Source organism: Caulobacter segnis (assembly GCF_029543125.1).
In the GTDB taxonomy this organism is placed as follows: Bacteria; Pseudomonadota; Alphaproteobacteria; order Caulobacterales; family Caulobacteraceae; genus Caulobacter; species Caulobacter segnis_D.
Genome location: NZ_JARQWW010000003.1, coordinates 532291 through 553391, shown reverse-complemented (window position 1 = coordinate 553391; position 21101 = coordinate 532291). Strand labels below are relative to the sequence as shown.

Genomic DNA, 21101 nt, shown 5'->3' with positions numbered 1-21101 from the left:
GGGGAGAATTGTCATGGAAATCCGCGCCGCGCTGGCCAGCCTGTTCCTTCTTGCCGCCGGGCAGGCTCATGCCGCCGCGCCGTCGCCGCAGACCCTGGCGGAGGTTGATCGGATATTCGCTGATTGGGGCTTGTCCGCCCACGCGCCGGGTCTCGTCTATGGCGTGGTCGCCGATGGCAAGCTGGTCCATGTGAAGGGCCTTGGCGCCCAGGACCTGGACACCAAGGCGCCGGTGACGGCCGACAGCCTGTTCCGCATCGCCTCCATGTCCAAGGCGTTCACGGCCCTGGCGATCCTCAAGCTGCGCGACGAGGGCAAGCTGTCGCTGGAGGCGCCGGCCGAAAATTACGTGCCGGAGCTGAAGACCTGGCGCTATCCCACCGCCGACAGCCCCAAGATCACGGTGCGCAACCTGATCACCCACACGGCGGGCTTCGTGGAGGACAATCCCTGGGGCGACCGCCAGCAGGTGATGAGCGAGGCGGAGTTCACATCCTATCTGGCCGGCGGCGTGCCGTTCTCCCGCGCGCCGGGCCTGGCCATGGAATATTCGAACCTGGGCTACGCCACCCTGGGCCGGATCATCACCAATGTCTCCGGCAAGCCCTACCAGGACTATATCCGCGAGGAGATCATGCGCCCCCTGGGCATGACCTCCACCGGCTACGACATCTTTGCCTCGCCGAAGGGGCGGCGCGCCATCGGCTATCGCTGGCAGGACAACGGCTGGACCCGCGAGCCCGACATGAAGGACGGGACCTTCGGCGCCATGGGCGGGGTGGAGACCAGCGCCAACGACTATGCCCGCTGGGTGAGCTTCCTGCTGTCGGCCTGGCCGGCGCGTGACGACGCCGAGACCGGTCCCCTCCGCCGCTCCACGGTCCGCGAGATCGCCACCGGCAGCAACTTCGTGGCGGGCCGCATGCGCCAGGCCTCGGTCGGCGGCGCGCCGTGCCGCCAAGCCGTGGCCTACGCCATGGGCTGGAGCACTATCGACGACTGCGACCTGGGCCAGATCGTGACGCACAGCGGCGGCTATCCGGGCTACGGCTCCATCGTCATGCTGTTGCCGGCCAAGGGCGTGGGAGTTTTCGCCTTCGCCAGCCGCACCTATGCGGGCCCCACCTTGCCCGCCTTGCGCTCGCTTCTCGCTCTACAGGGCGCTGGCGCGCTGAAGGACGCGAGCGCCACCCCGGTGAGCGACGGTCTCAGCCAGGCCTATGAGGCCGCCAAGGCCGTCTGGCGCGCGGGCGACATCGAAAAAGCGCCGCTGGCCAACAATCTGCTGCTCGATCGGGACGCGCCGCGCTGGAAGCGCCTGATCGCTGACGTGAAGGCCGAGGTCGGCGCCTGCAGGGCGGACGAACCGGTGCGGCCGCTGTCGGCCATGGAGGGGCGCTTCACCTGGACCTGCGAGCGGGGCCGGGTGACCGGCCGCGTGCAGCGCGCACCGACCCAGAAGGTCGAGATCCAGGCTCTGGAGTTCACTGTCGCCCAGCCTTGAGCATGGGCGCCAGGCATTGCTGACCGGGCCCGCCCCACCCCATGGGGGAGGCGAAGCGGAGTTGGGGAATCCGCTTCGAGGTGGGGTGGGGCGGTGCGGTCAAGACGAAGAGGGGGTCGGGGAGAGCCCTCTTCGCCACTGTGACCGACGGCTCTAGAACAGGATGCCGGTTTCGATCAGCGCGCGCGTCTGGCTACGCTCGTCGCCGTTCGAGCCGAAGGCGAAGCCCGGGCCCGTCTTGTCGACCTTCACGTAGGACAGCTCGCCGCGAACAAAGGCCCGGCCGAACTGGAAGGTCGGGGTGAGGGTCAGGGACCAGGCATTGCTGCCCGGGCCGTAGACCAGGTTGGCGGCGTCGGCGTCGCCCGTGGAGTCGATGTACTCCGCGCGGCCAGCCAGGCTGAAGTTTTCGGTGAAACCGTACTTGCCCAGCAGCGCATAGCCGTAGGTCTTGGCGCCCTTCAGGCCCAGACCGGGCTCATCGTGGATCGTGCTGTACTGGAAGTACGGCGAGACCGTCAGAGGGCCGTTCGTGTAGGTGTAGATGACGTTGTAGATCTCGGAGTTGTTTTGGGCGAGCGGGGTCGCCGTGCCGGCGCGGCCCGAGTGCGAGGTGTTGCCGCCGCCAGCCAGGGTCAGGACGTTGCTGGCATCGAACGCATACGAGACTAGGCCGCTGACCCAGCTGTACTTGTTGGAATAGAAGCCGTCGTTGACCGAGAACGAAGCACTCAGCTTGCCGGTGGAATAGTTCACCTGCACGCCGCGGTTCACCGCGTTCTCCTGGTTCCAGAGCATGCCGCGCTGGATGTTCATGTTCTGGAACGTGAAGGTGTATTCCGAGCCGATCAGCGTCGGCAGCTTGCCTGCCATGATCGAAAGATTGTCGGCCGGAGCGATCTTCACATAGGCCTGCGGCACGACGCCGTAGGTGTCCTGGGTGATGTCGGAGGACTTGCCATAGGGCACGCCTACGGTCGGGATGGAATAGGCGCCGACCTGGACGAAGAATTGCACCGGACCTTCCGTGGTCTGCAGGAACACCTGGGCGTTGCTCACGTCGCCGCGAGCGCCCATGTCGCTGGAGGCTTCGTGGTTCTGCGCATAGGCCAGGCCGCTCACGGCCCCGGTGACATAGACCGTGCCCAACGGACCGGTGTCGACCGTCGTCGGCGACGGATTGGCCGACAGCGTGGGGCCCATGGCCGGCATGGCGAGCGGATCGGCATGAGCAGCCGACACACACATCACCGCCGCGACGGCCGAGCCGGCAGCCAGGACGGCACGGAGCGGCCGCGTCTTCGCGGCGAGCGTCTTGAGCCGACCAGTGGAAAGCCGTAGCAACATCTTGAATTCCTTTTTGAGACAAGTGGCGAGGGCCCCATCGGCAGGCGCCGATCGGGTTCGGTCGCCACAGCCGAACCACGCCCGTGGGCGGCTCGAACTGGCCTCAAACCGAGATGTGGATTCCATGTGCTTTGGCGGCGCCGCGCATAAGCGAAGCGTAAGCATTCGGCGCCGGCGGCCCTGGACGACGGCGGCGCGCAGGGAAGTCACCCAGCCGGTGGGCGGACTTCGTATTCAGCCTGTGGTGAGGGATTGGCGGCGGTCAGCCGAACCGGTTCGCGCCGCAGAGCAGCCGCGCCGATCATCCTAGATGTTCGAAGTCTGAGAATGGCGGACAGGGTGGGATTCGAACCCACGGTAGGCTTCCACCTACGGCGGTTTTCAAGACCGCTGCCTTAAACCACTCGGCCACCTGTCCCCAAGGGGAAGGGGGCTATAACAGGGCCGGGCGGAGGGCTCCAGCGCGCATCAGCCTTAACCCCTCATAAAAACCTTTGATTCACCATGAGGGGATGATCGCCCGTCCTCCATTCGCATCCGCGCGCACCTTGACCGCCGTGCTGCTGGCGACGGCGGGGCTGGCGGCTTGCGCCACGCCCATGCCGACCAAGAATGGTTCGTCGCTCTCCAGCAAATCGGCGCCGCCCGCCCGGGCCTGGAAGGACAAGGACGGCAACCCGCTGCGCGGCACCATGAAGCCGTATCAGGTGAAGGGGACCTGGTATTACCCGCAGGAGCAGCCGAGATACGACGAGACCGGCATCGGCTCCTGGTACGGCGAGCAATTCCACAACCGCTACACCGCCAATGGCGAGATCTTCGACATGGATCTGCCGTCGGCCGCCCACAAGACGTTGCCGCTGCCGTCGATCGTTGAGGTGAAGAACCTGGACAACGGCCGAACCATGCGGGTGCGGGTCAATGATCGCGGCCCGTTCGTGGACAAGCGGATCATCGACCTGTCGAAGGCCGCCGCGGACGAGCTGGGCTTCAAGAGCGCCGGGGTGGCGCGGGTGCGGGTCCGCTACATCGGCCCGGCCGGCAAGCCGACGCCGTTCGATCAGCCGAAACGCTACGCCAAGAAGGCCGATCCGCGTCCCGTGATGGTCGCCGCGGCCCCGCCGCCGCCTCCCGCCTATGCGCCGCCGGCTTATGAGCCTGCCCCCTATGTCCCGCCGGCTCGGGCGCCCGTGCAGTCAGGCACGCTGCCGCCTATCGGTTCGACGGCGAGTTATTCGCCGCCGGTGGCGGTCGCCCAGACCACGTCCAGCGCCTATCGCGTTCAGGCGGGCGCGTTCTCGAGCCGCGCCAACGCCGAGCGGGCGGTGCAGCTGCTTTCCGACGCCGGCCTGGCGGTGATCGAACCGACCGACCGTGGCGGCGTGACCCTGTACCGCGTGGTCATGGGGCCGGCGGCGGATGAGAGCGCCGCCCTGGAGCTGCGTGACGCCGCCGCGGCCTTCGGTTTCCCGGACGCGACGGTGCTGCGGCCCTTCTAGGTTCTGGACAACCGGACCGTTCCAGTCGATTGAACGGGACGTGGCGACCGGCATCTTCATCACTTTCGAGGGCGGCGAGGGGGCTGGGAAATCGACCCAGATCCGTCGGCTGGCCCAGCGTCTGAACACGATGGGCCGCGACGTGGTCCTGACCCGCGAGCCCGGCGGCTCCGAGGGGGCCGAGGCGATCCGTGATCTGCTGCTGAACGGAGCGGCCGAGAAGTGGTCGGCCACGACCGAGACCCTGCTGATGTACGCCGCGCGGCGCGACCATCTGGAGCGCGTGGTGCGGCCGGCCCTGGCGGAGGGAAAGATCGTCCTGTGCGATCGTTTCGCCGACTCGACGCGCGCCTATCAGGGCGCGGGCGGCGACGCTGATCCGGGCCTGATCGAGGCCATGGAGCGCTATGTGGTCGGCTCCGATTGGCCATCCGTAACGCTGATCCTGGACCTGCCCGTGGACAAGGGCCTGACCCGCGCCGCCAGCCGGGGCGGCGGCGAGGCCCGCTTTGAATCCAAGGGGCAGGCCTTCCACGAGCGGCTGCGCGCCGCCTTCCTGGCCATCGCCGAGCGCGAGCCGCAGCGCTGCGTCGTGGTGGTCGCGGACCAATCCATTGATGCGGTCGAGGCCGACATCTGGGCGGCGGTCGAGCCGCGACTGAAGGCCGGCTGATGGCCTACGAGCCGCCGCATCCGCGCGACGTCTTCGGCCTGAAGGGGCAGGAGGCGGCGGAGGCCGCCTTCGCCGACGCCATCGAGCGCGGGCGCCTGCATCACGCCTGGCTGCTGACCGGGCCGGAGGGCGTGGGCAAGGCGACTTTCGCCTATCGGGCCGCGCGGCGACTCATGGGCGCCAGGGCGTTGGGCGAGGGCATCGGCTCCGATCCCAAGGATCCGGTAAGCCGCCAGATCAGCGCCCGTTCGCATCCCGACCTGATGGTCCTGGAGCGCGTCGGGGAGGATGGCAAGCCGCGCAAGGTGATCCCGGTTGAGGAGGCGCGCCGTCTGCCGGAGTTCTTCGCCAAGGCCCCGGCCAGCGCCCCTTACCGGGTGGCGATCATCGACGCGGCGGACGACCTGAATGTCAACGCCGCCAATGCCTTACTGAAGACTCTTGAGGAGCCCCAGGGGCGGGGCGTGCTGTTCCTGATCTCCCATTCCCCGGGTAAGCTGTTACCGACGATCCGGTCGCGCTGCCGGCGCCTGACCATGGCCGCGGGGTCGGAAGGCATGGCTGTTGAGATGCTGGAGCAGGCGGGCGCGGCCGAGGGCGAGAACGCGCTACGCTTAGCGCGGATGGCCAAGGGTGCGCCTGGCATGGCCCTGCAGCTGGCGGCCAATGGCGCCCTGGCGGCGGACGACGCCGCGCGAGAGATCCTGCTGTCCCTGCCGCGCGCCGACGAGGCGGCCCTGCTATCGCTGGCCGACACCTTCCGGGGATCGGAGGGAATGCAGCGCTTTCGGGCCGTGATCGAGCGGCTGGCCGAGCGCATCCACATTTTCACGACCCGTGAGGCCGCCGAAGGCCGGGGCCTTGGCCTGGATGGCTGGGCGACCGCCTGGGAGAAGCTGACCGCCCTGCCTGATCGGGTCGAGGCGGTGAACCTGGATCGGGCCGACGCCTTTTTCTCCGCGGTGCGCGATCTTCGCAGCGCCGCCAAAATCCGCGCCTTTTGAGTTTGTTACGCCGATATGCTGATCGATAGTCACGTCAACCTTCACGCCCCCCAGTTCGCCGAGGACCAGGCGCAGGTCATCGACCGCGCCCGTGCGGCGGGGATCGAGATGATGGTGACCATCTGCGACAAGGTCTCGTCCTTCGAGGCGGTCCACGCCATCGCCATGGCGCATGACGACATCTGGGCGACGGTCGGCACGCACCCGCACGAGGCCAAGGAGGATCCGGAGCTTGAGGCCAAGCCCCTCATTGATCTGGCGGCGCGGCCCAAGGTGGTCGGGATCGGCGAATGCGGCCTGGACTTCCACTATGATCTGTCGCCGCGCGACGTGCAGGCCCGGGTATTCCGGGCTCATGTGACGGCGGCCCGGGAGACGGGTCTGCCGCTGGTGGTCCATACCCGCGAAGCCGACGACGTCATGGGGCAGATTCTCGAGGAAGAGTTCGCCAAGGGCCCGTTCAAGCTGCTGATGCACTGCTATACCAGCGGCGCGGAACTGGCGCGCCGCGCGGCGGCGCTCGGGGCGTGGTTCTCGGTCTCCGGCATCGCCACCTTCAAGCAGGCCGAGGATGTTCGGGCGGTGATCGCCGACATGCCGGCCGATCGGATCATCGTCGAGACCGACTGCCCTTACCTGGCGCCGGTTCCCATGCGCGGTCGTCGCAACGAGCCGGCCTATCTGCCGCATATCGTCGACAAGCTGGGCGAAATCCGCGGCTGGTCGCGCGAAGACGCCGAGAAGCGGACTGAGGACGCCTTTTTCGCCCTGTTCAACCGGATCCCTCGCCCGTGACCCTGGAGCTGACCATCCTGGGCTGCGGGTCGTCCGGCGGCGTGCCGCGGGCGGACGGGGACTGGGGCGTCTGTGATCCTGCCGAGCCCAAGAACCGCCGCACCCGTTGTTCGCTGCTGGCGCGGCGCAAGGGCGGGGAGCCGGAGACGACGGTCGTCATCGACACCTCGCCGGATCTGCGGGAGCAGTTCATCGCCGCCAAGGTGAAACGGGTGGATGCGGTCCTGCTGACCCATGAGCATGCCGATCAGACCCACGGCATCGACGACCTGCGCGCCTTCTACATCCGGCAGCGCGCGCCGATCCCGACCTTCATGGATCATGCGACCCACGCCAGCCTGATCACCAAGTTCGACTACATCTTTCACGCCAAGGGCGGCTATCCGGCGATTTGTGAGCCGTGGGTGATCCCGGCGCATGGCGAGGCGTGGTCCGTGGATGGGCCGTCCGGGGCGATCCCGGTCCGCACCTTCGATCTGGATCACGGCGAGATCCGTTCGGTCGGCTATCGCCTCGGAGGCGCGGCTTATTGCCCGGATGTGCGCGATATCCCGGAAAGCAGCTTCGCGGCGCTGGAGGGGCTGGACGTCTGGATCATCGACGCCCTGCGCTGGACCCCGCATCCGACCCACGCCCATGTGGAGAAGACACTGGGTTGGATCGAGCGGGTGAAGCCCAAGCGCGCGATCCTCACCAACATGCACATCGACATCGACTATCGGGACGTGCTGGGAAGGCTGCCGCAAGGCGTCGAGCCTGCCTATGACGGCATGACCGTCGAGGTCGCCCTATGAGTGAAGCCGCCGAGACCCTGATCCGCGCCCGGCGTCGGATGAGCAATGAGGCGATCGCCAAGCATGACGCCGCCAAGCTGAAGGGGTTTTTCGCCGCCGATGTGAAGGTCATCGTCGGAGACGGCTCGCTGATCCAGGGCGCGGACGATCTGATCGCCGCCTTCAAGGGACAGTTCAAGGACCCGGACTTCGTCACCTATGTCCGCACCCCCTCGGCCATCACCATGGACGCGTCCGGCGAACGGGCCGCGGAGGAGGGGCGCTGGGCGGCGACCTGGCACGGTCAGACTGGTCTCTCCGGCCCTTACCTCGCCGGCTGGAGCAAGATCGACGGCCGCTGGATGATTGACTCCGAGCTTTATGTGACCGTCGGCGCTTAGCGCTTGCGGACCGCCAGCGCATAGATCGCGCCCAGGGCCGAGAACCAGACGACCGCCGTGTAGAAGGTGGGGCGGCTGCCGGGATCGATGGCCATGACCGCGGTCACAAGAGCGATGAAGCCGACCACGATCCAGTTCGACAACGGATAAAACGGTGTCGGGAAGCGGACGCCGGCGCGCTGCTGCGCGGTCAGGCGGCGGCGATGGGCGAAGTGGGCCAGGACCACCATCAGCCAGGTCCATAGGAGCAGAGCCGCCACCAGCGACATCACATAGCCGAAAACCTTCTCGGGGAACGCGTAGTTCAGGCCAACGCCGACCAGCATGGCCAGGGTCGAGACGGTGATGGCGTTGGCGGGCAACTGGCGTGCGTTGTTATGGGCCAGCGCCTTGGGCGCCTGTCCGCGCGTGGCCAGGGCCGACAGGACCCGACCGGTGGCGAAGATGCCGCTGTTGCAGGACGAGATCACCGCCGACAGCACCACGAAGTTGATGACGCCCGCCGCGCCGGACAGGCCGATCTTCTGCAGCACGGCGACAAAGGGGCTTTCGTTGGCGGGAATGCCGCTCCAGGGCGTCACCGCCATGATCACGGCCAGGGAGCCCACGTAGAAGAGCAGGATGCGGACGATCACGCCATTGATCGCCTTGGGCAGGGAGCGTTCGGGATCCTCGGCTTCGGCCGCCGTCACCCCGACCAGCTCGGTGCCGCCGAAAGAGAAGAGGGCGGTGGGGATCACGGCCAGCAAGCCCGCCACGCCGAACGGGAAGACCCCGCCGTGACGCCACAGGTTGGCGAACGACGCGCCTTCGCCCGCCGCGCCCAAGCCGAACAGAACCATGGCAGCCCCGCCCAGGATCAGCAGGGCAATGGCCGCCACCTTGATCAGGGTCAGGCCGAACTCGATCTCGCCGAACAGGCGCACGCCAAAACGGTTGGCCAGATAGAGGCCGACCAGGGTGATCAGGGCGGTGATCCATTGCGGAAAGTCCGGCGCCCAGAATTTGACGAACACGCCGGCGGCGGTGATCTCGGCGATGCCGACCAGCACCCAGATCAGCCAGTAGCTCCAGCCGCTGATGAACCCAGCCCAATGGCCGACGAGGTCGTCCACGTGGCTGGTGAAGGCCGGGACGGCGGGGCGGTTGAGGGTCAGCTCGCCCAAAGCGCGCGCCATGAGAAACACCGCCAGCCCCGCCATGGCGTAGGCGATCAGGACGCTTGGACCGGCCTGGGCGATGGCCTGACCGCTGCCCAGGAACAGGCCGGCGCCGATGGCTCCACCGATGGCGATGAACTGGATGTGGCGGGTCTTCAGCGTGCGCGCGAAGCGCGGGGTCTCGGTCGTCATGATGTTCCGATCAGGCCGGCAGGCCGATCACCGTCTTTACATCCACCTGAGACAGATTGGTCTGCTTGATTTCAGCGTCGGTGAAGTTGGCGCCGCGCAGATCGGCCTCCGCGAAGCTGGCGCCGGTCAAATCAGCGCCCTGGACATCGAGATAGCGGCCCCGCACGCCAGTCAGGTCGGCGGTCACGGCGCGCGTTCCCACCACCAACGGGCCGAGCGTGGCCTTGCGCATGATGGTCTTGGTCAGGTTGGCCTGCATCAGGCGCACGCCGCGCAGATCCGCGCCGGAGAGATCCGAGCCGCGCAGGTCCGCGCCATCCAGCCGTGCGCCCTGAAGCTGGGCGCCGGCCATGCGCAGGCCCACCAGACAGGTGCGGCGGGCGCTGATGGCGGTCAGCTTCAGGTTGGAGATCAGGTGGATGATCGGGCGCAGATCTTCGCCATCGACAACGGCGGGCGCGCCCTCGGCGCCGTCGGTGCGGCACCAGAGGTCGTGCTGGATCAGGGCGGCGTGAAGGGTTTCAGCCTTCTCCAGCGCCTGATCGGTCGGATCGACGACGCAGCCGCCCAGACGCGCGCCCTTGGAGCGCGCGCCGGTCAGGTCGATCTGCATGAGGACCGCACCCTCGAAATTGGCCTTCTCTATATTGGCGCCGGTCAGGTTCGCGCCGCGCAGGATAGCGCCGGTGAAGTTGGCGCCGCGCAGGTTCGCCCCGCGCATCATCGCGCCGCTTAGTGAGCAGTCGGAGAAATCAGCCGCCATGGCCGAGACGTCGTCGAGTTGGGCTTCGACAAGGGTTGCGCCATGCAGGTCGGCCTCGTCGAGGTCGGAGACGCGCAGGTCGGCATTGACGTTCTTGCCCGTGGGCGCGGCGGCTCCGGTGGGGGCGTCTACGATGCCGGGGCGCAGGTCCGCGCGCGTCATGTCGACCTGAGCCAGCGTCGCGCCGCGCAGGCACACGCCGCGCATGTCCGCATCGACAAGATTGGCGCCGCGCAGATCGGCCCGGCGAAGGTCGCAGCCGAACATGTTGGCGCCGGTGAGCTTCACCCCGGCCATCTGGCAGCCTTCGAGCACCGAGGCGGACAGGTCCACGCCCGACAGATCGCGCCGCGACAGGTTGAGGCCTGACAGGTGCATGAACTTCAGGACGGCGCGCTTGCCGCCGGGCTGACGGGCCACGAACTTGGCGTGGGCGCTCATCAGCATGTCGAGTTCGGGCTGGGTGAGCCGACGACGGCCCGAGCGGTCGCTCTCCGATCTCAAACCCAATTCCCCCGAAAGAAGGCGTGAAGCCTTTAAGAAAAGGCGGTCTCGCACCCGCGCGAACGCGGGTCAATATCACTAGAGGCGGGGAGGGCCGGTCAGGGCGGTCACGGCCGGAGCGCCGGGGGCGTTGCGGCTGATCGGATCGCACCAGTTGAACAACTCCTGGGTCCGGCGTCCGGCCAAGCCGTTGTCGATCAGCACCTGGCCAAGATCGAGCCCATCCAGGGTCACCAGGGCGAAGGCGCGGTCGTACTCGTCCTTGCCGCCGGTCTCTTCGATGCTGACCGTCCGGGCGTTGTTGACCAGGCGCTGGACGATGGAGATGCCCTGGCGGGCGGCGACGGCTTCGGCCCAGCAGCGGGCGTCGGGGATGGTCTCGGGCGCGAACGCGTTGGACAGGCGCAGGTGGCGGCCGTCGATCACCAGGATGTCGGCGCTGATCACCGTCGCGCGGCTGCCCACCGAGGGCTGGACGTCGGCGATGTCGGCCTCTGACTGCTTGGCCGGAGAACAGCCGGCGACTGCGGCCAGGGCCGCTGCTGCGAGAAGTGATCGAAAACGCATGACGTCGGCGCCCCTGAACCTCGTTGTCACTTGTGCGCGCGGCGCGGGAAATCAAGGCCGAGCTTCAGCTTTGCGTGCGATTGATCTTCGTCGCTGCTCGTTGCATCAGCATATGTACATATGAATCACCTGGCGGATTGAATGGCCAAGGACGACGCGTCCGAGAACATGGTGCTGCGGACGGTTTATCTGCCCAAGGCCCTGGACAAGCAGCTTCGCGCGATCGCGTTCGAGGTCGAGCTGAGCAAGGGCGAACTGATGCGCGTGCTGATCGCCGAGGCGATGCAGCACCGGGCGGCGAAAGGCGAGGCGGCGTTCGAGCGAGAAGGCGCGCCCACGCCTCGGCCGGTTGTTGTCGTTGCGCCGCCACCTCCGCCGCCTGCGCTTCCAGAGCCCGCGCCCGTCATCGAGCCGGTGAAAGCCGCCAAGCCGCGCCCGCCTAAGCCTGCGCCGGAACCCAAGGCGCCGGACACCAGCCAAAGCAGCATCTTCGACTTCCTGTAGACTGCGGCACGGGCCATCATTCCCGACATCAGAGTCGGGGGACGCATGAAGATCGCGCTTGGGACGGCCGCCGTCGTTGTCAGTCTGGCCTGGGCTGTTCAAGCCAGCGCCGCGACCTATGTCCTGGAGCCTGACGCCGTCTGGACCGCCGGGCAATCGACGCCTTCGAAGGGGTGGTCGGTGACGGTCGACGGGACGAAGATCGTTCGCGTCGGCCCTCGGGCCGCAGCGCCGGCCGGAGCCGAGGTGATCGCCCTGCCGGGAGCGACACTGATCCCCGGCTTGATCGAATTGCATTCCCACCTGCTGCTGCACCCGTACAACGAGACCACCTGGGACGATCAGGTGCTCAAGGAGTCACCCTACTACCGGACCCTGCGCGGCGGGCGCGACGCGGCGCGCACGCTGCAGTCCGGCTTCACCACTCTGCGCGATCTGGGCAGCGAGGGCGCCGCGGACGCCGACGTGGCGCTGAAGACGGCGATCGAGGACGGCGTGATCGAGGGGCCGCGCCTGCTGGTCGCCACCCGGGCGATCGTGGCCACCGGGACCTATGGTCCGCGCAAGGGCTTCCGTACCGACATGGAGCTGCCGCAGGGCGCCGAGGAAGTCAGCGGCGAGGCGGAGATGGCGTCGGCCGTGCGCCGTCAATCGGCGGCGGGCGCAGACTGGATCAAGCTCTATTCCGATTACCGCACAGGTCCCGACGGCTCCACCCGGCCGACCTTCACCCAGAAGGAGCTGGATGTGGCGGTCGAGATCGCCCACGCCTCCGGCCGGCCGGTGGCGATCCACGCGGCGGGCGACGAGGGCATCCGTCGCGCGGTTCTGGCCGGCGCCGACACGATCGAGCATGGCTACGGCGCATCGGAGGCGACCTTCAAGCTGATGAAGGAAAAGGGAGCGACCTATGTCCCGACCCTGACCGCGCCGGCCTCCACCGCGCAATACTTCCAGGGCTATGTGCCGGGGAAGAGCCCGCCGACGCCGTCCATGCAGGCGGCTGAGAAGGCGTTCCGCACGGCCTTGCGTCTAGGCGTGAACATCGGCGTCGGCAGCGATGTCGGCGTCTTTGCTCACGGCGAAAGCTGGCGCGAGCTGGATTGGATGGTCCGCTACGGCATGACGCCCCTGCAGGCGCTCACCGCCGCCACGGCCGGGAACGCCAAGGTGCTGCGTCGCGAGACCGACCTGGGTCGCCTGGAGGACGGATTCTTCGCCGACATTGTCGCTGTGCAGGGTGATCCGACCCGCGATTTGACCGTCATCAAGGATGTGCGCTTCGTGATGAAAGGCGGGAAAATCCACCGCCGTCCGTGAGTGATTTGCAATAGCGGCGATCGGCTGTGGAAGAACGAGAGTACTTCTTTTGTTCTTATTGCCGCATCGCTAGAGTCACCTTCCCAAAGGCGGGAGGAGGACCCTGATGAAAGTTGCGCTAACGTCCGCACAATCGCTTCTGGCCACGCTGAACCCGCGCGACCGAGCCGATATCGAAGCGCGCGCCGCCAGGGATATGGCCGCAGCCTCCGCGGCCACGCCGAGCGAAATCGCCGCCTTGGCCAATGCCGTGGCGGAGAAGCCGTGGGCCTACCCGGTCAACCGTGAAGTGGCGATCCTGGTCGCCGCGTGCCTGACCGTGAAGGCGGCGGTCATGGAATCCGGCGCCGCCGCCCTCGCAGGGTGATCTTCTAGTAGCGGCGCGCTGCGCGAATCTCGAAGTATGCGGTCGCCGCGCCTTCGCTGTGGGCGATGACGGTGATGGGAAGAACCCGGCCGTCTTCCAGCGCGAGCTCGGCGGCGCCTTCGCGGAAGGCCGCGCGAAGCTGTTCGATGTCGCCGGTCAGAGAGCCTTTGCCCTGGGCCAGGTTGCGGTCGCCATCAATCGAAAAGGCGACCGGCTCCTTGCAACGGCGGAAGGACAGGACGGCGTCGCCGACGATCGGTTCGCGCTTGGCTTTGGGCATGTTGGCTCCGGTTTGTTGCAGCTCGAGTTTTAAACGCGAAGCTGAACCGGACGCTCCCGGACGAACAGCGTTTTATGGTCTAGATGCCGAGAGCGGCGCGATATCCGGGGTGGACCATGTCGTGCAGATCAGGGTGGCGCTGGATGTAACCGGCCACGAAGGTGCAGGTGGGAATCGCCAGTTGCTCACGCTCGCGCACCCAGGCCATGGCCGCCTTGACCAGGGCTGAGCCTACCCCGCGTCCCTCGAAGGCGGGTGGAACCTCTGTGTGAGGAAAGAGCACGCCGCTGTCGAGCAGCCGATATTCGGCATAGGCGATCTTGCCGTCGAGGCGGATTTCGAAGCGGCCGTCAGCCTCGTTGTGAATGACCTCGAAAGCCTCGCCGCCCATCCTGATCCCCTCGAAACACGCAGGCCGACGCATCGCTGCGCCGGCCATTACCTGGATCCGCAATCAGCCCAGGTTGCGCTTGTAGAGATCGAGCAGCTCGGCCCAGGCCTTTTCGGCGGCGGGCTCGTTGTAGACCTGGCTGCCCTTGACGGTCCAACCGTGGGCCGCGCCGGCATAGACCTCGACCTTGGAGGGGCGCTTGGCGGCGTCCAGCGCGGCCTTGAACTTCTCCCTGGAGGTCGGGTCCTGCTTGTCGTCGTTCTCGGCGACAAGGATCAGGTACTCGGCCTTGGTCTTGGGCAGCAGCAGGTGGGGGCTCGACGGCTGGTCGGTAAATAGTCCGCCCCCGTGGAAGCTTGCCACCGCGGCGATGCGGTCGGGCGCCGCCGCAGCGGTCTGGACCGACAGGGGACCACCCATGCAGTAGCCCTGAACGCCGGCCTTCTTTTTCTTGTTCGTCTGCGGCTGGGCGTCGAGGAAGGCCAGATAGGCGACCGCGTCCCGTGCGGTGCCGTCCGGCGTCACCGTCGCGCGCAACGGGGTGATCTTGGCGCGGTCTTCCGGGTTGGCGAAGCTGAAGGCGCCGTCGATCACCGGGGCGCGCTTGACGCGGTAGTAGAGATTGGGAACCAGCACCACATAGCCGGAGGCGGCCAGACGGCGGCCCATTTCGCGGAAGGCCGGCCGCAGGCTCATGACGTCCGGCCAGATCAGCACAGCCGGCCAGCTGCCCTTGCCCTCCGGATAGTAGAGCGCCGCATCGGCCACGCCATCGGGCGTCTTGATCTCCACGTCCTTCTCGACAACCGGGGTCGCGGCGCGGGCCGCGCCGGCGACGCCCGTGGCCGCGGCGGCCATCAGGCCGAAGGCGCGGCGCGAAACCGTGGGGTCCACGACCAGACCGGGGTGGATATCGTCGTCACACATGGCGGTTCCTCACCTTGGTGTTGTGCGTAAGCGGCCGGCACTCTTGCGCGGACAGAAGGCGAGGGGAAGGGGGCTCGGAGCGCCCGGGGCGAGGCGATGATACCGAGGTTCCGCCGAACGGACTTGACCAATGCCGCAAGCGGGACTGACATCCCGGCCCCAAGCTTGAGGCTTGGCCACGTTTCTGGGGGAGTTCCGATGAAGAAGATCGTCTTGGCCGCCGCGCTGGCCGCCGGCGCCGGGTTCGGCATGTGCGCGCCACAGGTGCTGGCGCAGCCGGCGCCCGCCGTGCAGTCCGACGCGGTCGCCGCGTTCCGCAAGATCGCCGACACCGAATGGGCCTGGCGTCAGAAGGAAGTTCCCCAGCGCGGCAACCAGATCATGCCGGATGTCAGCGCCGCGGCCGAAGCGCGCCGCCTGGCCTACTGGGTCGATGTCCAAAAGCAGCTGGCGGCGATCGATGTCTCCAAGCTGCCGATTTCGGAGCGGACCACCTATGCGGTCTACAAGCACGACATCGACAACTTCGTCGAGGACGGCCGCTTCAAGCTCTATGAAATGCCGTTCAACGCCGACAGCTCGTTCTGGGCCGGTCTGGCCGGTCAGGCGCGCCGCACCCTGACCACCACGGCGGAGTACGAGCAATATCTGACCCGCCTGCGCGGGGTGCCCAAGTACTACGACGATCAGATCGCCAATATGCGCGCCGGCATCAAGCGCGGTTTCACCCAGCCGCGCGAGACCCTGGCCGGCCGTGACGCCTCGATCGCCGCGGTCGCCGATGTGACCGACGCCAAGGCCAACCTGTTCTACGAGCCGTTCAACAAGATGCCGGCTTCGATCCCGGCGGCGGACCAGGCCCGCCTGCGCGCCGAGGCCGAGACGGTGATCGGCCAGTCGGTGATCCCGGCGCACCAGAAGCTCCTGACCTTCTGGCGTCAGGAATACCTGCCCAAGGCCCGCACGACGCTGGGCGCCTCGTCCCTGCCGGACGGCAAGGCGTTCTACCAGTCGCAGATCCGCCAATACACGACCACGACGCTGACCCCCGACCAGATCCACGAGATCGGCCTGAAGGAGGTGGCGCGCATCAAGGCGGAAATGGAGGCGATCAAGGACAAGGTCGGCTTCAAGGGCGACCTGGCCGCCTTCAACACCTATCTGAAGACCGATCCGCAGTTCAAATTCGACAAGCCCGAACACCTGCTGTGGTACGGCGCGTGGATCATCAAGAAGGTCGACGGCCAGCTGCCGCGCTATTTCGGCACCCTGAACGAGACGCCCTTCACCCTGATCCCGGTGCCCGACAACATCGCGCCGTTCTACACCGCCGGTCGTGGCGGCAACGGCTCGTGCATGCTCAACACCTATGACCTGCCGTCGCGTCCGAAGTACAACATCGCCGCCCTGACGGTGCATGAGTGCAATCCGGGCCACGCCTTCCAGGGCATCGTCCAGCGCAACATCAAGGGCCTGCCGCCGTACCGCACCCAGACCTACATCTCCGCCTATGGCGAGGGTTGGGGTCTCTACACCGAGACGTTGGGCGTCGAGATGGGCGTCTATGAGACGCCTTACGACGACTTCGGGCGCCTGAGCTACGAGATGTGGCGCGCCGCGCGCCTTGTGATCGACACCGGCGTCCACGCGAAGGGGTGGACCCGCAAGCAGGCCATCGACTACCTGGCCAGCCACACGGCGCTCTCCGACCACGAAGTGACGACCGAGGTCGACCGCTACATCACCTGGCCGGGCCAAGCCTTGTCCTACAAGCTGGGCCATATGGAGATCCTGCGCCTGCGGGCCAAGGCCGAAGCCGAGCTAGGCGCCAAGTTCGACATCAAGGCCTTCCATGACCGCTTCCTGTCGCTCGGCGTCGCCACCTTGCCGGCCCTGGCCGAGGAGATGGACGCCTTCATCGCAGAGCAGAAGACCAAGACCCCGGCGGCCCGGTAGCCTGCTGATCCAGCGCGGCGTTCGTCCGCGCTGGATGCCGTCTTGCCGCGCTCGCGGGCGAGGGATAGCCATGTGGCATGCGCACCTCGTCCCGCTTCGCTGTCGCCGCCGCACTGGCTGTCCTGACCCTTGGCTCCTCGGTTCAGGCCGCTGATCCTTCCGCCGCCTGGAAGGCGCGCGCCGCCAATGTGACGATCACTCGGGACGACTGGGGCATCGCTCATGTGAAGGGCAGGACTGACGCCGACGCGGTGTTCGGCATGATCTACGCCCAGGCCGAAGACGACTTCGCGCGCATCGAGAACAATTATCTCGTCAATCTCGGGCGCCTGGCCGAAGCGGATGGAGAGAAGGCGGTCTGGCAGGACCTGCGCCAGCGCCTGTTCATCGATCACGAGGTCCTGAAGGCGGACTACGCGGCCAGCCCGCAATGGCTGAAGGTCCTGATGACCGCGTGGGCCGACGGGCTGAACTACTACCTCGCCACCCATCCGCAAGTGAAGCCGCGCGTCCTGACCAAGTTCGAACCCTGGATGGCGCTCAGCTTCACCGAGGGCAGCATCGGCGGCGATATCGAACGCGTGCCGCTGAGCCAGCTGGAGGCCTTCTATGGTCAGCGCAAGATCGGCATGACCGCCGACGAGAAGGGCCTGCTCTACAAGGAGCCGCAGGGCTCCAACGGTTTCGCCATCTCACCGTCGCACACCAGGGACGGCAAGGCGCTGCTGCTGATCAACCCGCACACCAGCTTCTTCTTCCGCTCCGAGCAGCAGGTGACCAGCGATGAAGGGCTGAACGCCTATGGCGCGGCGACCTGGGGGCAGTTCTTCATCTATCAGGGCTTCAACGCCACGGCGGGCTGGATGCACACCTCCAGCGGCGTCGACAACGTGGATGAGTTCGCCGAGACGATCGGCAAGGACGCGGCCGGCAAGCTGACCTATCGCTACGGGGCGGAGCAGCGTTCGGTCGTCGAGAGGCCCGTGACGCTCAGCTACCGGACGGCCGACGGATCGCAGGCGAGCCGCACCTTCACCACCTACGCCACCCATCACGGCCCGATCGTTCGGGAGGAGGGCGGCAAGTGGATCGCCTTCGCCCTGATGAACCGGCCGATCGCGGCGCTCCAGCAATCCTTCCTGCGCACCAAGGCCAAGGACTACGCCGCCTTCATCAAGGTCGCCGACCTGAAGGCCAACTCCTCCAACAACACCCTGTTCGCCGACAGCACGGGCGCCATCGCCTATCTGCATCCGCAGTTCGTGCCGGTGCGCGAGGATCGCTTCGATTATCGCAAGCCGGTGGACGGCGCCGATCCGGCCACCGACTGGAACGGGCTGCACGCACTGGACACCCTGCCGTCTGCGGTGAACCCGAAAAACGGCTGGGCGATGAACACCAACAACTGGCCGTGGACGGCGGCCGGCGCCGACAGCCCCAAGGCCGCAAGCTTTCCACGCTACATGGACCAAGCTGGCGAGAACCCGCGCGGACCGCACGCGGTGGAGGTGTTGAACGCTCGCAGGGACTTCACCATCCCGACCCTGATCGAGGCGGCTTATGATCCGCATCTGACGGCCTTTTCACGCCTGATCCCGACCTTGACCGCTGCCTATGACGCCTTGCCGGCAGGCGATCCGCTGAAGGCGAAACTGTCAGGCCAGGTCGAACTCTTACGGACCTGGGACAAACGTTGGGGTCTGAACTCCGAGGCCACGTCGCTGGCGGTGTTCTGGGGCGAGGCCCTGTGGGCGCCATCCGCCGCGCCGGCTAAGGCGGCGGGCGTTTCGGTCTGGGATTACCTGGCGACCCGCGCCACGGACGCCCAACGTCTGGCGGCGCTTGCAGAAGCCTCGGACCGCCTGGTTCAGGACTTCGGCTCCTGGCGCGTGGCGTGGGGTCAGATCAATCGTCTGCAGCGCAATGACGGCGCCATCGTCCAGACCTTCGATGACGCAAAGCCCAGCATCGGCGTGCCGTTCACCGCCTCACAATGGGGATCATTGGCCGCCTTCGGGGCCAAGCGGTATCCGGGGACGAAGCGGTACTACGGAACCTTGGGCAACAGCTTCGTCGCGGCGGTCGCCTTCGGCCCCAGGGTCGAAGCGCGCGCCATCAGCGTCGGCGGCGAAAGCAGTGATCCGACCTCGAAGCACTTCTCGGACCAATCGCAGCGTTACGCTCAAGGCAGTCTGCGGCCGGTCTATTTTTACCCCGAGGAGCTCGAGGGTCATGTGGAGCGCCGCTACAAGCCGTGACCGTCGAAGTCCTGTTCGTCACCCACGCCTCGTGCGGTCTTGGTTCGGCCATGCCGGGCGGACGGGTGCATGATCTGGACCTCAGCGCCGACGGACTTCGTCACGCCGACCGGCTTGGCGAGATGCTGGCCCAGCGCAAGCTTGCGGCGGTCTACTGCAGCCCGCTTCGACCCGCCCGCCTGACGGCCGGACCGATCGCAAAAGCCGCCAAGGCGCCGCTGCGGCTCGACGATGACCTGCAGGCTATCGATTTTGGCGTGCGCACCGGCGAGCCGATGGCGCCTTTCCTGGCCGGCGGCGATCCCGGGTTCGACCTCGTGACGGGCGGCGGGCCGCAAGGCGAGGGCCTGGCCGATGTCGGCCGTCGCGCCTTGCGATTTATGGCGCACGCCGAGGCCGCGCACGCCGGCCGCTCGGTGGCGGCCGTGACCCATGTAGAGCTGGTCCGCGCCGCCGTCTGCCTTGTGCTCGGCATGGGCCTGGCCGCGCACGACCGTCTGGCGATCGAACCGGGTGGTGTGACGGAGGTTCTCTTCGGCGATTGGGGCGCGCGGCTTGCCGGCCTCAATCAGACGCCTACGCCCTGAACGAGCGCTCTTCGGCGCTCGCCCTGGCGATCAGCTCCTTGAGCAGCTTATGCTGCAGCGACAGCAGGGTGACAGCCGTCTGATGCCGGCTCTTGGCCTCCGACGGTGACGGCAATGTCGAGAGCAGCTCGCCCTCGTCGATGGCCTCCAGAATAGCCGCCGCCGATCGCAGTCCCGCCATCAGCTCATCTCGGTTCGCACAACCGCAGTCTGCAGAGATCGACAACACCGAACCCATCATCCCCTCGCGACGAATCAAGCTGTCTTGCGTCGTCATCCGGCCGCGAAGCGTCGCCATGCGCCAATGCAAAGAATTGCGGGGCTATCGCAGAAATTGCATGGGACGCCGATTTGAATCGTGCCTAAGCAATTTTGACGGGGATCAAGGGGCGTTCGAGTTTGGATACGCGTCAGATGCGGCAGGTCATAGAGATTTGCCGGGCGGGGAGTTTCGGGCGGGCGGCCGAGACGCTGGGGGTCTCCCAGCCGACGCTCAGTCGAAGCATCGCAAGACTTGAGGACGAGATCGGCGTCGTCCTCTTCGATCGCTCGGCCGGAGCGGCCAAGCCTACGGCCTATGCCCGATACCTTGCGCGACACGCCACCAAGGTGCTCACGAGCACCTCCGCCCTGGTGGCGGAACTGCGGCGTCTGGCGGTCGGAGAGAGCGGACGTCTGCGGGTGGGGCTGGGTAGCGGCGCTCGCGCATGGCTTGGTCCGCTCCTGGTCGAGCGGCTCCTCAAACAGCATCCGGGCTTGGCTCTCGAAATCCTCAGCGAAAGCGCAGAGACCCTCTATCAGCGGCTCGAGATTCACGAACTCGATGTGGTGATCGCCAGCGCTGCTTTGGTCCCCATTCAAGAAGGCTTCGTCGACATCAAGATCGGCAAAGGCCTTGAGGGCGCCTTCGTGGTGCGGGCGGGACATCCGATCCTCGAAGAGCCCGGCCCTCATTCCCTGCGCTCGCTTCTGCGTTGGCCCATAGCCCATCCGCGGGCTGATCACGTCTTGCGCCGTCTTTTGCCGACCGTGATTTCGCCGGAGGAGCTTCGCAACCTGACCGCCTACAGCTGCAACGATGACGGCCTTTTGCAGATGATCGGCCAGAGCAGCGACGCCATTGTCATGACCTTGAGCGTCAAGGCCCGTCGCGACCTGGAAGCGGGCAGGGTGGTGCGGGTTCCGATCGATTGGACGATGGCCGCGGACATGTCCGCGGTCGTGACCGCCGAACAGGCTTCCGCCCCGGTCGTGAAGGGTCTCGTGGCGGTCATCGAAGAGATCATCGCTGCTGAAATCGACGCCTTGGCGGCGCTTTCAACCTAAAGA

The 21101-nt window shown here is 66.9% G+C and carries 22 protein-coding genes and 1 tRNA gene; 14 read left to right on the top strand and 9 right to left on the bottom strand.

What is annotated here, in order from left to right:
• Positions 1–13: 13 nt before the first annotated feature.
• Positions 14–1504, top strand: a complete 1491-nt coding sequence (locus P7B02_RS11705) for a serine hydrolase domain-containing protein (protein WP_277786520.1) — start codon at positions 14–16, stop codon at positions 1502–1504.
• A 153-nt stretch (positions 1505–1657) separates the two neighbouring features.
• Here the strand turns inward: P7B02_RS11705 and P7B02_RS11700 are convergent, their stop codons facing one another.
• On the bottom strand, positions 1658–2851 hold the full coding sequence (locus P7B02_RS11700) for an outer membrane beta-barrel protein (protein ID WP_277786519.1): 1194 nt from the start codon (positions 2849–2851) through the stop codon (positions 1658–1660).
• A 328-nt stretch (positions 2852–3179) separates the two neighbouring features.
• Positions 3180–3269: transfer RNA gene (locus P7B02_RS11695), tRNA-Ser, on the bottom strand.
• Between the two features lie 94 nt (positions 3270–3363).
• Between P7B02_RS11695 and P7B02_RS11690 the strand changes: the two genes are divergently transcribed.
• Genes P7B02_RS11690 through P7B02_RS11665 form a run of 6 tightly spaced genes read left to right on the top strand, consistent with a single transcriptional unit; the run spans position 3364 to position 7996 of the window.
• Positions 3364–4350: a septal ring lytic transglycosylase RlpA family protein gene (locus P7B02_RS11690; protein WP_277786518.1), complete on the top strand. Its 987-nt coding sequence runs from the start codon at positions 3364–3366 to the stop codon at positions 4348–4350.
• Positions 4351–4390: 40 nt separating this feature from the next.
• Entirely contained in the window at positions 4391–5023 is a 633-nt protein-coding gene (gene tmk, locus P7B02_RS11685) for a dTMP kinase (protein WP_277786517.1), read from the top strand.
• Positions 5023–6027: a DNA polymerase III subunit delta' gene (locus P7B02_RS11680; protein WP_277786516.1), complete on the top strand. Its 1005-nt coding sequence runs from the start codon at positions 5023–5025 to the stop codon at positions 6025–6027. Before tmk ends, P7B02_RS11680 begins: the two co-directional genes overlap by 1 nt.
• A 15-nt stretch (positions 6028–6042) precedes the next feature.
• The gene (locus tag P7B02_RS11675) at positions 6043–6822 is read left to right on the top strand and encodes a TatD family hydrolase (RefSeq protein WP_277786515.1); all 780 of its coding nucleotides are present in this window, start codon (positions 6043–6045) and stop codon (positions 6820–6822) included.
• Positions 6819–7616, top strand: a complete 798-nt coding sequence (locus P7B02_RS11670; RefSeq protein WP_277786514.1) for an MBL fold metallo-hydrolase — start codon at positions 6819–6821, stop codon at positions 7614–7616. Before P7B02_RS11675 ends, P7B02_RS11670 begins: the two co-directional genes overlap by 4 nt.
• Complete coding sequence (locus P7B02_RS11665; protein ID WP_277786513.1) at positions 7613–7996, top strand: YybH family protein; 384 nt, start codon at positions 7613–7615, stop codon at positions 7994–7996. Before P7B02_RS11670 ends, P7B02_RS11665 begins: the two co-directional genes overlap by 4 nt.
• Here P7B02_RS11665 and P7B02_RS11660 read toward each other — a convergent pair.
• From P7B02_RS11660 to P7B02_RS11650, 3 genes are all read right to left on the bottom strand, one after another.
• Entirely contained in the window at positions 7993–9348 is a 1356-nt protein-coding gene (locus tag P7B02_RS11660) for an amino acid permease (protein ID WP_277786512.1), read from the bottom strand. The two genes, P7B02_RS11665 and P7B02_RS11660, sit on opposite strands and share 4 nt — an antisense overlap.
• Before the next feature lie 10 nt (positions 9349–9358).
• A complete protein-coding gene (locus P7B02_RS11655) occupies positions 9359–10615 on the bottom strand; it encodes a pentapeptide repeat-containing protein (RefSeq protein ID WP_277786511.1) in 1257 nt (418 codons plus the stop codon).
• Between the two features lie 78 nt (positions 10616–10693).
• Positions 10694–11182 (bottom strand): thermonuclease family protein, encoded by a 489-nt coding sequence (locus tag P7B02_RS11650; RefSeq protein ID WP_277786510.1) that lies wholly within the window; start codon positions 11180–11182, stop codon positions 10694–10696.
• A gap of 141 nt (positions 11183–11323) precedes the next feature.
• On the opposite strand from P7B02_RS11650, the gene P7B02_RS11645 reads away from it, so the two are divergent.
• From P7B02_RS11645 to P7B02_RS11635, 3 genes are all read left to right on the top strand, one after another.
• A complete protein-coding gene (locus tag P7B02_RS11645; protein ID WP_277786509.1) occupies positions 11324–11686 on the top strand; it encodes a hypothetical protein in 363 nt (120 codons plus the stop codon).
• 45 nt (positions 11687–11731) lie between these two features.
• Complete coding sequence (locus P7B02_RS11640) at positions 11732–13006, top strand: metal-dependent hydrolase family protein (protein ID WP_277786508.1); 1275 nt, start codon at positions 11732–11734, stop codon at positions 13004–13006.
• Between the two features lie 106 nt (positions 13007–13112).
• Positions 13113–13373 (top strand): hypothetical protein, encoded by a 261-nt coding sequence (locus tag P7B02_RS11635; protein ID WP_277786507.1) that lies wholly within the window; start codon positions 13113–13115, stop codon positions 13371–13373.
• A gap of 4 nt (positions 13374–13377) precedes the next feature.
• Here P7B02_RS11635 and P7B02_RS11630 read toward each other — a convergent pair whose 3' ends face one another.
• From P7B02_RS11630 to P7B02_RS11620, 3 genes are all read right to left on the bottom strand, one after another.
• Complete coding sequence (locus P7B02_RS11630; protein ID WP_277786506.1) at positions 13378–13653, bottom strand: hypothetical protein; 276 nt, start codon at positions 13651–13653, stop codon at positions 13378–13380.
• A gap of 79 nt (positions 13654–13732) precedes the next feature.
• The gene (locus tag P7B02_RS11625; RefSeq protein ID WP_277786505.1) at positions 13733–14044 is read right to left on the bottom strand and encodes a GNAT family N-acetyltransferase; all 312 of its coding nucleotides are present in this window, start codon (positions 14042–14044) and stop codon (positions 13733–13735) included.
• Between the two features lie 63 nt (positions 14045–14107).
• A complete protein-coding gene (locus P7B02_RS11620) occupies positions 14108–14971 on the bottom strand; it encodes a dienelactone hydrolase family protein (RefSeq protein WP_277786504.1) in 864 nt (287 codons plus the stop codon).
• A gap of 198 nt (positions 14972–15169) precedes the next feature.
• Between P7B02_RS11620 and P7B02_RS11615 the strand changes: the two genes are divergently transcribed.
• The 3 genes from P7B02_RS11615 (at position 15170) to P7B02_RS11605 (ending at position 19772) form a co-directional block, all read left to right on the top strand.
• Positions 15170–16927: a DUF885 domain-containing protein gene (locus P7B02_RS11615; protein ID WP_277786503.1), complete on the top strand. Its 1758-nt coding sequence runs from the start codon at positions 15170–15172 to the stop codon at positions 16925–16927.
• 77 nt (positions 16928–17004) lie between these two features.
• A complete protein-coding gene (locus P7B02_RS11610) occupies positions 17005–19185 on the top strand; it encodes a penicillin acylase family protein (protein WP_277786502.1) in 2181 nt (726 codons plus the stop codon).
• The gene (locus P7B02_RS11605; RefSeq protein WP_277786501.1) at positions 19182–19772 is read left to right on the top strand and encodes a histidine phosphatase family protein; all 591 of its coding nucleotides are present in this window, start codon (positions 19182–19184) and stop codon (positions 19770–19772) included. Before P7B02_RS11610 ends, P7B02_RS11605 begins: the two co-directional genes overlap by 4 nt.
• Here P7B02_RS11605 and P7B02_RS11600 read toward each other — a convergent pair.
• Positions 19762–20070: a hypothetical protein gene (locus tag P7B02_RS11600; RefSeq protein ID WP_277786500.1), complete on the bottom strand. Its 309-nt coding sequence runs from the start codon at positions 20068–20070 to the stop codon at positions 19762–19764. The genes P7B02_RS11605 and P7B02_RS11600 overlap by 11 nt on opposite strands.
• A gap of 74 nt (positions 20071–20144) precedes the next feature.
• Between P7B02_RS11600 and P7B02_RS11595 the strand changes: the two genes are divergently transcribed.
• On the top strand, positions 20145–21098 hold the full coding sequence (locus tag P7B02_RS11595; protein WP_277786499.1) for a LysR family transcriptional regulator: 954 nt from the start codon (positions 20145–20147) through the stop codon (positions 21096–21098).
• Positions 21099–21101 lie beyond the last annotated feature (3 nt).